15 protein-coding genes and 1 pseudogene are annotated in these 13,038 nt (G+C 65.3%); 9 read left to right on the top strand and 7 right to left on the bottom strand.

All coding sequences use genetic code 11. The features are described 5' to 3' along the window. Positions 1-131 precede the first annotated feature (131 nt). A complete protein-coding gene (locus ABD791_RS13305; RefSeq protein WP_345067470.1) occupies positions 132-407 on the bottom strand; it encodes a hypothetical protein in 276 nt (91 codons plus the stop codon). 151 nt (positions 408-558) lie between these two features. Here ABD791_RS13305 and ABD791_RS13300 point away from each other — a divergent pair. After that, positions 559-666: pseudogene (locus ABD791_RS13300) on the top strand (TFIIB-type zinc ribbon-containing protein); the annotation flags it as partial. Between the two features lie 200 nt (positions 667-866). On the opposite strand, the gene ABD791_RS13295 reads toward ABD791_RS13300, so the two are convergent. Then, positions 867-1,553 carry a TetR/AcrR family transcriptional regulator gene (locus tag ABD791_RS13295; RefSeq protein ID WP_345067467.1) on the bottom strand — a complete coding sequence of 229 codons (687 nt, stop codon included), beginning with the start codon at positions 1,551-1,553 and terminating at the stop codon, positions 867-869. Between the two features lie 94 nt (positions 1,554-1,647). Between ABD791_RS13295 and ABD791_RS13290 the strand changes: the two genes are divergently transcribed. From ABD791_RS13290 to ABD791_RS13280, 3 genes are all read left to right on the top strand, one after another. After that, the gene (locus ABD791_RS13290) at positions 1,648-2,682 is read left to right on the top strand and encodes an agmatine deiminase family protein (RefSeq protein ID WP_345067464.1); all 1,035 of its coding nucleotides are present in this window, start codon (positions 1,648-1,650) and stop codon (positions 2,680-2,682) included. 2 nt (positions 2,683-2,684) lie between these two features. Beyond that, positions 2,685-4,466: an amidase gene (locus ABD791_RS13285; RefSeq protein WP_345067461.1), complete on the top strand. Its 1,782-nt coding sequence runs from the start codon at positions 2,685-2,687 to the stop codon at positions 4,464-4,466. Between the two features lie 466 nt (positions 4,467-4,932). Further along, on the top strand, positions 4,933-5,736 hold the full coding sequence (locus tag ABD791_RS13280; protein WP_345067458.1) for a CPBP family intramembrane glutamic endopeptidase: 804 nt from the start codon (positions 4,933-4,935) through the stop codon (positions 5,734-5,736). Between the two features lie 22 nt (positions 5,737-5,758). Here the strand turns inward: ABD791_RS13280 and ABD791_RS13275 are convergent, their stop codons facing one another. Further along, positions 5,759-6,001, bottom strand: coding sequence for a hypothetical protein (locus ABD791_RS13275; RefSeq protein WP_345067455.1), 243 nt, complete (start codon positions 5,999-6,001; stop codon positions 5,759-5,761). A gap of 161 nt (positions 6,002-6,162) precedes the next feature. On the opposite strand from ABD791_RS13275, the gene ABD791_RS13270 reads away from it, so the two are divergent. The 3 genes from ABD791_RS13270 (at position 6,163) to ABD791_RS13260 (ending at position 8,428) form a co-directional block, all read left to right on the top strand. Beyond that, a complete protein-coding gene (locus tag ABD791_RS13270; protein ID WP_345067452.1) occupies positions 6,163-6,429 on the top strand; it encodes a DUF7218 family protein in 267 nt (88 codons plus the stop codon). Positions 6,430-6,732: 303 nt separating this feature from the next. Beyond that, a complete protein-coding gene (locus ABD791_RS13265; protein WP_345067449.1) occupies positions 6,733-7,152 on the top strand; it encodes a YciI family protein in 420 nt (139 codons plus the stop codon). Positions 7,153-7,204: 52 nt separating this feature from the next. After that, positions 7,205-8,428, top strand: a complete 1,224-nt coding sequence (locus ABD791_RS13260; RefSeq protein WP_425562252.1) for an RNA polymerase sigma factor — start codon at positions 7,205-7,207, stop codon at positions 8,426-8,428. A gap of 308 nt (positions 8,429-8,736) precedes the next feature. Here the strand turns inward: ABD791_RS13260 and ABD791_RS13255 are convergent, their stop codons facing one another. Beyond that, positions 8,737-9,237: a hypothetical protein gene (locus tag ABD791_RS13255; RefSeq protein WP_345067443.1), complete on the bottom strand. Its 501-nt coding sequence runs from the start codon at positions 9,235-9,237 to the stop codon at positions 8,737-8,739. Then, on the bottom strand, positions 9,234-9,839 hold the full coding sequence (locus ABD791_RS13250) for an RNA polymerase sigma factor (protein WP_345067440.1): 606 nt from the start codon (positions 9,837-9,839) through the stop codon (positions 9,234-9,236). The genes ABD791_RS13255 and ABD791_RS13250 overlap by 4 nt, the downstream gene beginning before the upstream one ends. Positions 9,840-9,972: 133 nt before the next feature. Here ABD791_RS13250 and ABD791_RS13245 point away from each other — a divergent pair, with 133 nt between their 5' ends. Continuing rightward, positions 9,973-10,587, top strand: a complete 615-nt coding sequence (locus ABD791_RS13245) for a hypothetical protein (RefSeq protein ID WP_345067437.1) — start codon at positions 9,973-9,975, stop codon at positions 10,585-10,587. A gap of 12 nt (positions 10,588-10,599) precedes the next feature. Here ABD791_RS13245 and ABD791_RS13240 read toward each other — a convergent pair whose 3' ends face one another. Next, entirely contained in the window at positions 10,600-10,932 is a 333-nt protein-coding gene (locus ABD791_RS13240) for a hypothetical protein (protein WP_345067434.1), read from the bottom strand. Between the two features lie 286 nt (positions 10,933-11,218). On the opposite strand from ABD791_RS13240, the gene ABD791_RS13235 reads away from it, so the two are divergent. Next, on the top strand, positions 11,219-12,214 hold the full coding sequence (locus ABD791_RS13235) for an NAD(P)H-quinone oxidoreductase (protein WP_345067431.1): 996 nt from the start codon (positions 11,219-11,221) through the stop codon (positions 12,212-12,214). 7 nt (positions 12,215-12,221) lie between these two features. On the opposite strand, the gene ABD791_RS13230 is transcribed toward ABD791_RS13235, so the two are convergent. Beyond that, positions 12,222-12,878 carry a histidine phosphatase family protein gene (locus tag ABD791_RS13230; RefSeq protein WP_345067428.1) on the bottom strand — a complete coding sequence of 219 codons (657 nt, stop codon included), beginning with the start codon at positions 12,876-12,878 and terminating at the stop codon, positions 12,222-12,224. Positions 12,879-13,038 lie beyond the last annotated feature (160 nt).

Here is a 13,038-nt window from a genome sequence, read left to right as displayed (position 1 = left end):
AACCTCGGCTTCGACGTCACCCTCACACCATCGGAGGCAGCATAAGCCATTTCATTTACCTAATAGACGCTCGCTGGCGCTCGCTCCTCGACCAACGAAATGGTCGGCGCCGCCCGCCCAGCCGAGCGCGGCTACAGCCTCGCCCTGTCGGCGTCGACCTGGTTGATCACGCCGCGAGCGATCGCATCCCAGTCCGAACCCCAGAGGTCGACTTCGTCGTCGTGCGGCAGTTTGCCGCCGTATACCGCCTCATGCTCTGGCCCCTCTTTGGTGATCATCACGATCGTGCCGTAGTCACCTCCGGTCTCGTCGGAGATCTGCCAGAGTTGCGGCTCCAGCAGTTGCACAATGAACTGGCGATTCTTGTGGGCGATCTCGATCCGGTCCGGCAATACGTAGTCAAACATCAGGGTTCCTCTCTGCCTGTGACTGTGACTGTGCCCCGAAGCTGATTCGCACGCAATCAGTGAGCCCCAGAATTCGCCCGGCCGCGCTCCCAGCTTCTTGCCACAACACACTCAATATCCAGGGGATCGTCGCCGCCGCCCTGGAGGATTTATGAGGTGTCCCACCGACTCAGTAACCCTCGTCATGAGCGAACGGAGCGGCGTCGAGATCGACTACTGCCCCGAATGCCGTGGCGTCTGGCTCGACCGAGGCGAGCTCGCAGCGAGCTCTTCGACTAGGCAGTTCGCTGCGCGTCGCGCGTGCGTGTCTCACCGCGCGCGATCACCGAGAATCGCCGTTACTGCCCAGTTGACCCGGTAGAGCGGCGATTCTCGGCGTTAACGGCGATTCTCGACGGATGCCGGTGGTTCCACCTTCTGCGCCAAACGCAATCGAGCCAAACGCGACGCCCCGAATGATTAGCCGAACGCGGCCGCCGGCAAACCGACAAAGGTCGCGATCGCCCGTGCCACAACATGGCGGCCCCGAGCGATGCCGGCTGTGCCGTCTGTGTCTGTGCCATCTGCACCCGTGCCGTTTGCTCCACCGCTTGCTCCACCCGCACCACCCCAGCGCACGAGCGATTGCGCGGTGAAACCGTCGATCAGACCGAGCAGCAACCAGGCCGTCGCGGGCGGATCGTCGATCGTGAACTCCCGTGTGGCGACCCCCGACTCGAGAATCTCGAGCAAGACGCTCTGCCAGGCATCCATCTGCTCACGCACGCTCACGGCCAGCAACTCGTTGCGACGCCCAAGCGTCCAGGCCTCGACCCAGACCACCGTGACGTCGGATCTACTGCCGTCGAGCAGAGTGTCGAGCACCAACCGCAGTTGCTCCCGCGGCGGCATACCCGCCGTCAACTCCACGATCTCGCCGACCTCCGCTGACACGATCGCCGCGAAGGTACGCGCGACGAGCGCATCCATGCTCGGTTCGTAATGCGCGATCAGGGCCGGGGTCACCGCCGCTCGTGCGGCGACGGCGCGCAGAGTGACAGCGGCCAAACCTTCGTCGATCGCCACGGCACGCGCGGCCTCGGTGATCTCGGCACTGCGCTCGGCGGGCGGCTTGCGCGAGCCGCGTGTTCCCTGAGGTCTTGACATGATCCCCACAGTCTAAGTAGCCTCGCTTACATTATTGATCAATTGATCAACAAAAAACGTGGATGCCTCGCGAGGCACGGCACAAAGGAACCCCATGAGCTGGCGCATGCCCCCCGAATCGGCACCCCACGAGCGCACCTGGATGGCGTTTCCGCGCGCCGGCGTCACACTCGGTGACGATGTGGCCTCTGCCGAAGAGGCCTACGCGACCTGGACGGCCGTGGCCCACGCCGTGGCCGAATTCGAGCCGGTGACGATGCTCGTTGACCCGTCGGAGCGCGAGCGTGCCGCGCGGATGCTCGGTGACCAGATCGCCCAGGTCGAGGTGCCGCTCGACGATTTCTGGGTGCGCGACTTCGGTCCCACCTTCGTCGTCGACGACGAGCGCCCCGGCGCACTGGGTGCCGTCGACTGGATCTTCAACGGTTGGGGCGCCCCCGCCTGGTCGACGTGGCAACACGACCGCGAGATCGCACATTTCGTCTCGGCCCAGGTGGGTGCCGAACTGATCAGCTCCGTTCTCGTCAACGAGGGTGGCGCCATCCACGTCGACGGTGCGGGAACCGTTCTCGTGACCGAAACCGTGCAGCTCGACCCGGGCCGCAACCCCTACGCCGACAAGGCACGCGTCGAGGCAGAGCTCGCGCGCACCCTCGGCACCGAGCATGTGGTCTGGCTGCCGCGCGGGCTCACCCGCGACTACGAAGACTTCGGCACTCGCGGGCACGTTGACATGGTCGCCACGATCCCGTCGCCCGGTCGCCTGCTCCTCCACATGCAGCTCAACTCCGCGCATCCCGATTTCGAGGTCACCCGCGACCTCAAGGCGTTTTTGCACACGCAGACGGATGCCGCCGGCCGGCCCTTCGAGATCATCGAACTCCCCGCCCCCGACACGCTGCGCGATGAGGAGGGCTTCGTCGACTGGAGCTACGTGAACCACCTCGTGGTGAACGGCGGCGTCATTGCGTGTGGATACGGCGAGGAGAAGGCCGACGCCCGGGCCGCGGCGATCCTCGCCGAGGCATACCCGGGGCGCAGAATCGTCACGATCGACGCGCGGCCGATCCTCGCTCGCGGTGGCGGCATCCACTGCATCACCCAGCAGCAGCCGGCCGTGGGCGCGTAGCCGTGCACCACGCAACACAGTTCAACGTCGTCGAAGCGTCAATCGCCGACCTCCGCGGCGCTCTTGAGACGGGTCAGGTCACCAGCGAGCAGCTGCTCGCCGCCTACCTCGATCGCATCGCGGCCTATGACCAGGGCGGAATCCGGCTCAACGCGCTCGTCGTGATGAACCCCAACGCGGCGGCCGACGCCCGGACATCAGACGCGCGCCGGGCACGCGGCGAGACGCTCGGCCCGCTCGACGGCATCCCGTACACCGCGAAGGACAGCTATCTGGCGAAGGGCCTCCCCGCCGCCGCCGGGTCGCCGGCCTTCGTCAACCTTGTCGCGCAGCGCGACGCGTTCACGATCGAGCGCCTGCGCGCGGCCGGCGCCGTGCTCATCGGCCTGACCAACATGCCGCCGATGGCCAACGGCGGCATGCAGCGTGGCGTCTATGGCCGGGCCGAAAGTCCGTACAACGCTGAGTATCTGACCAGCGCATTCGGCTCGGGCTCCTCGAATGGATCGGGCACCGCGACCGCGGCCAGCTTCGGAGCGTTCGGCCTCGGCGAGGAAACCTGGTCGAGCGGTCGCGCCCCCGCGTCGAACAACGCGCTCTGCGCCTACACGCCGTCGCGTGGAGTGATTTCGGTGCGCGGCAACTGGCCGCTGGTTCCCACGATGGATGTCGTTGTGCCTCACACTCGCACGATGGCCGACCTGTTCGAGGTGCTTGATGTGGTGGTCGCTGACGACCCCGAAACGCGTGGCGACTTCTGGCGAGCGCAGCCGTGGATCGAGATTCCCGCCGCGTCTGACGTGCGGCCTTCCTCGTATCTCTCGCTCGCCGCATCCGCTGTCGCTGTCACTGCCGGTACCGGTACCGGTACCGATGCCGGTGCCGGTGCCGGTGCCGCTGCCGCCTCGGCACTCAGCGGCAAGCGTCTCGGCCTCCCCCGCATGTATGTGAACGCCGACCCCCTCGCCGGAACCGGCGAGCACCCGGGCATCGGCGGGTCCACCGGCCAGCCCATCGAGACGAGAGCGTCAATCATCGCGCTGTGGGATGCCGCCCGGCGCGACCTCGAGGCCGCCGGCGCCGAGGTCGTGCTCGTCGACTTTCCGGTCGTCTCGAACTATGAGGGCGACCGCCCCGGCGCACCGACCATCTTCACGCGCGGGCTGGTCAGCCCGGAGTACCTGCATCATGAGATCGTCGACCTCTCGGCCTGGGCTTGGGAGGACTTTCTGCAGGCGAACGGCGACCCGGCGCTGCACACGCTTGTCGACGTCGTTGGGGCGACGATCTTTCCGCAACCGGAGGGCGCCCTGCACGACCGCTACAACGGCTTCGAAGACGACATCGCCGACTATCCCACGCAGGTGCGCGAGCACGGCTATGCGCATTTCACCCAGATTCCCGAGTTGGAGGGCGGGCTGCGTGGCCTCGAGGAGACCCGCCGCATCGACCTCGAAGAGTGGATGACTGAGCTCGGTCTCGATGCCGTCATCTTTCCGGCCGTGGCGGATGTCGGCCCCGCCGACATGGACGTCAACGAGGGATCCGCCGCCCGGGGCTGGCGCAACGGCGTCTGGGTGGCGAACGGCAATCTGGTACCGCGGCATCTCGGTATCCCGACGGTCACGGTGCCCATGGGCACGATGGCAGACATCGGGATGCCAGTGGGCCTGACGTTCGCCGGCTGTGCGTACGATGACACAGAGTTGCTCACTCTCGCCGCGGCGTTCGAGGCGACTGGTTCGCGCCGCACCACTCCGCCGCGAACACCGCCGCTCGCGTAGCGCTTCGTCTCCATCTCGTTGATTGAGGAGCGCGCGAGCGTGCGAGCACGCTCTCGAAATCTCGTGAGCTGATCCTCAGACGCACCCCGCGTTCAGAGATCGGCTCGCGTGTTCTCGAGCTTCCGGGCCGCGGCGCGGCATGGTGGTGGACGAATCTGACCATTTCGTTGGTCGAGGAGCGAGCGCCAGCGAGTGTCTCGAGACCTCGCGAGCCGACGTTCAAACGCAACCCGAGTTCAAGGATCGGCTCGCGAGATCTCGAGACGCGTGCTCGCAAGCTCGCGCGCTCCTCGATCAACGAAATGGCCCATATACCTCATAGACGCGGCCGACTCCGTCGGGCGCTCCTCGACCAACGATGGGGCCAGGCAGGGCGAGGGTCTCGCGACGAGCCGACGTGTCATTTCGACCTCGAAACGGCGATCTGAAATACTGGGAATCCCCTGACACCCCTGCGAGGAGCCCCATGAGCACCGAATCTGCAACGACCGCCACACCGATCCGTTCACTCACGGAGAAGGATCGCTTCGGCCGCGCCATCGAACGCCGCGATGGCCTTGATTTCCCGTTTTACAACGGCACTCCGATTGAACTTTCGGCGGGCAAGTGGATCATCGTGTGGGCATCCGTCGCTGTGGGGTTCTTGGCGCTCATTTTCATCCCGCAGCCGAACAACTTCGTTGCGATTCTGCCCCGTGCGCTCTTCGTCGCGATTCCGCTCGCTGTGTTGGCGCTCGTCGCCGGCCGCTGGTGGACCGCGCTGTTTCGCAAGGTGCGTGGCGTCGATGTGCTGAACATGTTCTTCTTCGCCGCGCTCAACATCGTCATCACGTTCGCCGTCGGCGGGCTCGTCGCCGCGCTCTTCACTGTGAGCCCGAACGCCACCATCGCCGACGCCGGCTCGGCCGGTGTCGCCGACACCGTTGCCCTCTACGTCGGAAGCGGCATCCAGCTCGTTGGTGAAGAAGTCTTCACCATCCTGCCGTTTCTCGCCGTGATGTACTTCCTATTTGCGAAGGCCGGTCTGTCACGCAAGACGGCGATCATTCTCGCCTGGGTCGTCTCCTCCCTCTGGTTCGGCGCCGCGCACCTGCCGACCTACGACTGGAACTTCGCGCAGGCATTTCTGATCATCGGCTCGGCCCGCATCGCGCTGACCCTCGCCTTCATCCGCACCAAGAACCTCTGGGTCGCGGCCGGTGCTCACATCATCAACGACTGGGTTTTCATCACTTTCGCGGTGGTGGGCAGCGTCGCTGCCGCCGTCTAACCGGAACCGGTCACTCCCCCGGTCAGGGCTGGCGTTTGCGTGCCGCTCCGGCCTGGCGAGAGACCAGAACACTCGCAACCGAGCCGCCGATTGCGATCACGAGGGCGACGGCCGCGACCGCCAGGTAGCGCATTTCGGATGCGGTGCTGTAGGGAAATGTGTCGGCCCAGTCGAGTCCGAGGCGCACGACAACTGCGCCGATCAGCCACGCCGCCACAATTCCCAGCACAGCGACAATCCGGATGCGGGTGGTGCGAGAGGTCATGCCCTCATTCTGCATCCGTCAAGCCTGTCGATTCGCCGATTCACCGTTGATCGAGCCTGTCGAGACCGCGAGCTGGCCAGCGAGTAACGCCTCTCTACAGAATTCGATCGGCCCGGAGTACCGTCGCTGACACACTCATCGACGACAAGTTCGGAGCACCCATGCCACAGGAAAAGACTCCACAGCTAAAGGATCCGGAGCTCTACGAGACGTTGCGCAAGGATGGCGCATCGAAAGAGAAGGCCGCGAGAATCTCAAACGCCGCAGCGAAAGTGGGGCGTTCAGAGATCGGGCGTCGAGGCGGTACATCGGGTGACTACGAGGACTGGACCGTCGCCGATCTGAAGAAACGAGCCAAAGAACTCGGTCTGAGCGGCTACTCCCGCCTGCGAAAGGGCGAGCTCATCGAGCTGCTTCGCACCCACTGATTCTCGGTCGACGACTCGCGCGGTCTCGCTCGACCACCGAGATGGTCGAGTCTCGAGATTACTCACGCGTCGACAAGCTCGCCCAACGAGACGGGCAGGCCACGGAGGCTGGGCGCGGGGTATCCCGCTGGGCGCGCTCTCTACCCCGCGCCCAGCGGGATACCCCGCGCCGAGACTGAGTCGGGGACGAGCTCGACCACCGGCATCCAAAGAATTTTCAGTCACATGTCGATTTTTCGTGGCGCCGTTCGACCTAGGAGTGAGAAAGTCGAGGAGCGACTTTCCCCAACAAAGGAGAACGAAATGCCAAAGTACATGTTGATCATGCGCGCGACCGATGAATCGTACGCGAAGTTCGCCAACATCGACTTCGCGAAGATGCTAGACGCCATGGGCCAGTTCAACGACGAGCTGATTCGTGCCGGAGTGCTGCTGGCGGCCGAAGGCCTGGATGACGCGAACGAGAGTGTTGTCGTCGATTTCACCGGCGAGACTCCGGTCGTCACCGACGGCCCCTATGGGGAGACGAAGGAGCTGTTCAACGGCTACTACATCCTCGATGTCGCCTCGAAGGAGGAAGCCGTCGAATGGGCGAAACGGGCGCCGTACACGGAGGGCAGCAAGACCGAGATTCGCCGCGTGCCGTCGATCGACGAGTTTCCGCAAGACAATGAGTGGATTCAGAAGGAACGCGCCTGGCGCGAGCAGACCGGGCAGCTCTAGCCAGACGGTGAGCAAAACTGCGGCGAGGGGCGCCGTCGAGGCGGTGTGGCGCATGGAGTCTGCCCGCATCGTCGGCGCCCTCGCCCGCTACACGGGTGACTTCTCGCTGGCTGAAGATCTCGCCCAAGAGGCACTCGCCGAGGCGCTCGTGTCGTGGTCGATCGATGGTGTGCCGGCGCAGCCCACCGGTTGGCTGCTCACCACAGGTCGCCGCCGGGCGATCGACGCCTTTCGGCGGCGGTCCGCACTCGACGAACGCTACGCCCTGCTCGCCCGCGATCTCGACGATCTGCAACCGGGGGCCGACGCCCTGTTCGACCCTCACGCGATCGACGATGACGTGTTGGCGCTCATGTTTATCTCGTGCCATCCGGTGTTGTCGCGGGAGGCCCGAATCGCGTTGACGTTGCGGGTCGTCGGCGGCCTGACCAGCGAGGAGATCGCCAAGGCTTTTCTGGTTCCGGTGCCCACGATCCAGGCCCGCATCACGCGGGCCAAGAAGACGCTGGCTGCCGCGCACGTGCCGTTCGGCGTTCCCGAGTCGCACGAACTGGCCGAGCGCCTCGGCTCGGTGCTTCAGGTCGTTTACCTGATCTTCGCTGAGGGCTCATCCGCCTCAAGCGGTGACGAGTGGATGCGTACGGATCTGGCCGGCGAGGCGCGCCGCCTGGCTCGCGTGCTGGTGCGTCTCAAGCCCGATGCCGAGGTCTTCGGGCTGCTCGCACTGCTGGAACTCACCGCAGCCCGCTTTCCTGCACGACTCGACGCGGCGGGACATCCGGTGCTACTTGAAGACCAGGATCGACGGTTGTGGGACCAGACAGCGATCCGGCGCGGACGCGCAGCTCTGGCCCGAGCCGTCGGCGCCGGCCGTGGGCTGGGATCCTACGGACTGCAGGCATCCATTGCCGAGTGTCACGCCGTCGCACGCTCGGTTGCCGAAACCGACTGGCCGCGAATCGTCATTCTCTACGAAGCCCTCGGGCGCTTGGCTCCGTCGCCCATCATCGACCTCAACCGAGCGGTCGCGGTCGCCATGGCCTCCGGCGCGGCCGACGGCCTCGCCCTGGTCGACTCCATCGCTGCACGCGGCGAACTCACCGGCTCGCACCTTCTCCCGGCGGTGCGCGGCGAGATGCTCATCCGGCTCGACCGACGCGGCGAGGCCCGGTCGGCTTTGCAGCAGGCCGTTGCCCTGTGCGCAAATTCAGCAGAGCGCGCCGAGCTCGAGCGCAAGATCGCCACCCTCGGTGATGAAGTTCGAGACTCCCACTAGTCAGTCGGACGTCACGGTTGCGAGGCCCCGTTGGTTTGCGACGCCCCCGCCGTTGGATGGCCTGCTCAGTTGGCTGCTCCGCGCGCCAGCTGTTCAGCACACCAGGAAGTGATGTCAACGCTCTCGGTGGCGGGAAGGTCGATTGCCGCCGGGTCAATGCCAGAATTCGATGCCATTGTGTGTCCTTTGTTTCAGAGGGATCGTGTGATTCTCTTTTCAACTGAGTGCGTTGCCGGTCGTGAACCAGTGCCCGCCGCTCGCTATCCCCCAGTTGGCTGAGCGGCAGGCACCGTCTATATCCGCACGTACTAGTCGTGCGGAGTCGTGAGGCCGAGGCTCATGCACAATTCCTCGGGCGGTCGTTGGGACGGGAAGACGGCCAGACGTTTGTCTGGGAGCTGACAGGTCACGAGATCGGGCACGGCATAGACGCCGTCGACGCTCTCCCCGTCGGCGAAGGTTCCGACGCTCCAGGAGGCCCCGCACATGTCTTCAGCCAGGCGCACGCGTTCGGCGAGCGGTGTCGGCGTGGTTTCTTTCAGATCGCCGGGCAGGTAGACCGAGGTGCCGTGCACCGAGTTCAGATCTGCCGCACCGTAACAGTCAGTCAGATAGTTGATCTGGCCCTGGGGGGCGGCGGCGATCATGATCGCGCCGGCCGTCATCGCGACGGCGAGAGCACCGGCGACGCCGATTGCAGTGATGCGATGACGCCGTTTTCGCTGCTTATCGGTCACCTCGACTCGAATCAGAAGGTTCTGCTTCATCCGTTCAAATTCGGCGAGGTCCGGCATAACGCTGCGACTCATGGTGTCCTCCTCAGGATGCCAAGTTCACTGCGTAGCCGTGCGCGCAGTCGGAAAAGCCTGTTTCGTACGGCCGCCGAGCTGATCCCCGCCGCAGCCGCGGCCTCGTCGTAGCTGCGTCCTTCTTGCACGCAGAGTTCGAACACCATTCGGTCTGCCGGGGGCAGCGCTGAAACGGCCAGGGCGACGAAGTCACGAAGTTCGGCATTCTCAGCCGCTTGCTCAGGACCGATATGTGTCGCGGGAAGCGAATCATGATCGCCGATGAAGCTGCGCCGCCGTTCGTGTCGGTCGACGGCGCGCTGGCGGTTGCGGATCGTGAACTTGCAGGTGACCAGCAGCCACGGCAGCATCGAATCGCCTTCGATGACCAGCGACGTGCGCCGACGCCAGAGCACCAGAAAGACGTCTTGGCTGACCTCCTCGGCATCCTCGCGCTGCTCAAGGTGCGAAGCCGCGTAGGCGTAGACGACTCGACCGTGACGGTCGTAGATCTCGGCGAAGGCGGATGTGCTCCCTGTCGCCAGGTCGCGAAGAAGAGCACGGTCGATCGACGCGGGCTCGCGGGTGGTGGGTACCACCGAACCATCCGCGATGTTGCTCATACTTAGGTAATGTCCCCTCCGCCGCAATCCTCTCAAGATTGCGCACAGAACTTTGCCTTGACTCCCTTCAGGACCGCCGCCAAGATGAGCGAGTCCGGCAGATGCCGGGCTACATCTATTTCTGGGGGAATGAATGACTACCACGAGCAGCACGAGAGCACGACGATTTGCCGCTTCAGCATTGAGCGTCGCGGCGCTCTCAATCGGGCTCGTCTCTGTTGGCGGGGCAGCGAACGCGACGACATCCGAGCCAACAATCGTCGAGGAGCAGTCGTGCTCATTCGACCTCGGCACGCGGAGCCTTGTCTGCGTCGCGGTCGGCGACGACCTGAACCAGGCAGTGCTCGAGCAGCAGAATCTCGTCGTGGTTACACCGACCGGTGCACTCGGCACGACGGCGACGGCAGCGGCAACTGACACTGCGACAACTGAGACTGCCGCTGTCGCGGTCCCCGTCGGCGCGTTGGCCACGTCCATCCAGGCCCAGCTCTATAGCGACGCGAACTACGGCGGAGCGTACTTTCAGATCACGAATTCCGCCGCCTGCAACGGCAGCACCACCTGGTACTTCGGGCCGTTGTCGAACGTGGGCTGGTCAAGCAAAGTGAGCTCCTTCAAGAGCTTCTCGAACTGCTCGACGAAGGTCTGGCAAGGAAGCAACTACTCCGGGGCGGCCTACGGTTACGCCGTGAATGCATCGAGCCTGGGGGCGATGAACGACCTGGCCAACTCGGTGACAATGAAGTAGCGCCGACTACCTCTACGCGGCATCAGCTGAATCTGGGCGCGGGGTATCCCCGCTGGCGCGAGCTCTAACCCGCGCCAGCCGGGATACACCGCGCCCAGCTGAAATCACAACGGTCAGAAACCGAGGAGACCGCGAGGCCCGCCGTTGTGGCAGCACGGGCATCGCCGCGTAGTCGTTGGCCAAGAAGGCCGCCGACGAGTCGTCGAGAATGCTCAGCCAGTCGTCGTGAAGCGGCGGCGCGCGGGTTCCGGTCATCGTGGAGACGTAGCTCCGATTGCGGTAGCCGATGATGTCGTGCTTCTTGTCCTGCTCCCAGTCCTTGAACAACTCCCCCTGCTTCTCCACATCGAATTCCGGGTAGTCGGTCTCGTCGAGCAGGTCGCGAATGTACGCGGCCTGAAAGTCGATCTCCTCGTACGCCGTCTGCAGCGTTTCTTCTCGGCCGCGCCACTCGTCGATGTCCCGACCACGAGCATATGGTGCCCGTTTCGTTTCTATCCTCTCTGCCGATCACGCCCCTTGTGAGGTGGGCCAATCGGGTGTACGTGTGCATGCGGCCAACTGCTGGCATCGTGACGGACCAGAAATGGGGCAGTACTCCGGGTCGGTACCCGTGCTAGCGTCCGAGTTTGTGAGAGCAATTCTTGAGGACACCGCCAGCAAGCGACTGATCTGGGCCGAGACGGATGATCCGTCGCCGGCTCCCGACGAAGTGGTCATCGACATCGCCGCCACCGCCGTGAATCGCGCCGACCTTGCACAGCGCCAGGGCGTCTATCCGCCGCCGCCCGGCGAATCACCGATTCTCGGGTTGGAGTGCGCCGGGGTCATCAGCGAAATCGGCTCAGGGGTGACCGGCTGGACGGTCGGCGAGCGGGTGTGCGCACTACTCAGCGGCGGCGGCTATGCCGAGCGTGTGGCGGTGCCGGCCACCCAGCTGCTCCCGGTTCCCACCGGAATGTCCTTCGTCGAGGCGGCGGCCTTACCCGAGTCGGTCTGTACTGTCTGGTCGAATCTGGCGATCGGCTTTCACGATCCGCTGCCCGGCGACGTTGCCCTCATCCACGGCGGCGCCAGCGGCCTCGGCACGATGGCCGTGCAGTTGGCCGCTCTCTCCGGCTACATGGTGATCGCGACGGCCGGCTCGGCCGAGCGCGCCCGTGCCACCGAGCAGTGGGGAGCCGTGCGCGGCATCGACTATCGCAGCGACGACTTCGTCGCCGTTGTCGCCGACCTGACCGGCGGCTTCGGCGCAAACGTCATCCTCGATGTGGTCGGCGGCAGCTATCTGCAGCGCAACCTCGACACCCTCGCCGACGACGGCCGTCTCATGATCGTGTCGACGCTGGGTGGGCGTCGGGCCGAACTCGACATCGTGTCGATGATGAGGCGCCGGCTGAGCATCCACGCGACAACGCTGCGCGCTCGGCCCCGCCTCGGTCCGTCATCGAAGGCCGAGGTGGTGGCCAGGGTGAGAGCGGATGTCTGGCCCTGGTTCGAATCCGGCGACGCGCTTGCGATCGTCGGGACGGTGCTGCCGATCACGAGTGTCGAGCAGGCTCACGGGGAGATCGCCGACGGCACGGCCGCGCCGGGCAAGACGGTGCTCGAACTACCATCGCGCTGAGCGTGCATCAGTCCGGCAGACTGCCGGGGCCGATCGAGGCGCCCTCGTCGAGCCGCCGGCCGCCGAGGGCCGTTCCCGCCCACGACAGCACGGTCCAGCCCACGGCGGGACTGCCCTCGAGGGTCACCACTCCGGTGTTTCTGAGCACGTTCCGGGAGGCCATGGCGGCATCCACATTCGAGGAACGTGCAGCCGTCCATGCCCGAATAATCAGCCCGTGCGCAACACAGGCGACCGTTCCGTTCCCGCTCGCGGCAGCCTCGTCGATCACTCGATCGAAGCGCCCGAAGGTCTCGACACCGGTCTCGCCGCCGGGCATACGCCGCTCACCATCCCCCGCCGCCCAGCTGAACGCGACGTCGTGGTACATCTCAATTGAGGCGGCATCCGATTTCATGTCGAGGTCACCGGCGATGACTTCTCGGAGCCCCTCCCTCACGTGAACCGGCAGACCGAGCGATGCGGCGAGCGGGCCGGCCGTGAGCTGAGCGCGAGCCTGCACCGACGCGAACAACGCGCCAATGCCCTCGCCGGCCACGGCCGCCGGGATGGCGGCGGCCTGTTCCAGGCCGAGTTCGGTGAGCCCGGGGCCGGGCACGAGCGTGTCCAGTACTCCGCGAACGTTGGACGGGGTCTGCCCATGTCGAATCAACAGCAAACGCATTCGATGCTCCTTCGCGTCACGAGAGAGGAAATAGAGAGGTGTTCGGGGCTTTTACCGTGGCGCACCGAGGCGGAGGGGAGCCATCACAGTCTCGGCGCGGTTTATCCCCGCTGGCGTGCGCTCTACCCCGCGCCCACCGGGATACACCGCGCCAGCCTCA

It is taken from the genome of Glaciibacter kafniensis (assembly GCF_039538945.1).
GTDB classification, from domain to species: domain Bacteria; phylum Actinomycetota; class Actinomycetes; order Actinomycetales; family Microbacteriaceae; genus Cryobacterium; species Cryobacterium kafniensis.
This window is presented reverse-complemented; position numbering and strand designations above follow the sequence as displayed.

What these genes read in the sequence shown, in the direction of transcription:
- ABD791_RS13305 (WP_345067470.1), bottom strand. Translation starts at nt 407, where the DNA reads ATGTTTGACTACGTATTGCCGGACCGGATCGAGATCGCCCACAAGAAT.
- ABD791_RS13295 (WP_345067467.1), bottom strand. Translation starts at nt 1,553, where the DNA reads ATGTCAAGACCTCAGGGAACACGCGGCTCGCGCAAGCCGCCCGCCGAG.
- ABD791_RS13290 (WP_345067464.1), top strand. Translation starts at nt 1,648, where the DNA reads ATGAGCTGGCGCATGCCCCCCGAATCGGCACCCCACGAGCGCACCTGG.
- ABD791_RS13280 (WP_345067458.1), top strand. Translation starts at nt 4,933, where the DNA reads ATGAGCACCGAATCTGCAACGACCGCCACACCGATCCGTTCACTCACG.
- ABD791_RS13275 (WP_345067455.1), bottom strand. Translation starts at nt 6,001, where the DNA reads ATGACCTCTCGCACCACCCGCATCCGGATTGTCGCTGTGCTGGGAATT.
- ABD791_RS13270 (WP_345067452.1), top strand. Translation starts at nt 6,163, where the DNA reads ATGCCACAGGAAAAGACTCCACAGCTAAAGGATCCGGAGCTCTACGAG.
- ABD791_RS13265 (WP_345067449.1), top strand. Translation starts at nt 6,733, where the DNA reads ATGCCAAAGTACATGTTGATCATGCGCGCGACCGATGAATCGTACGCG.
- ABD791_RS13260 (WP_425562252.1), top strand. Translation starts at nt 7,205, where the DNA reads ATGGAGTCTGCCCGCATCGTCGGCGCCCTCGCCCGCTACACGGGTGAC.
- ABD791_RS13255 (WP_345067443.1), bottom strand. Translation starts at nt 9,237, where the DNA reads ATGAGTCGCAGCGTTATGCCGGACCTCGCCGAATTTGAACGGATGAAG.
- ABD791_RS13250 (WP_345067440.1), bottom strand. Translation starts at nt 9,839, where the DNA reads ATGAGCAACATCGCGGATGGTTCGGTGGTACCCACCACCCGCGAGCCC.
- ABD791_RS13245 (WP_345067437.1), top strand. Translation starts at nt 9,973, where the DNA reads ATGACTACCACGAGCAGCACGAGAGCACGACGATTTGCCGCTTCAGCA.
- ABD791_RS13230 (WP_345067428.1), bottom strand. Translation starts at nt 12,878, where the DNA reads ATGCGTTTGCTGTTGATTCGACATGGGCAGACCCCGTCCAACGTTCGC.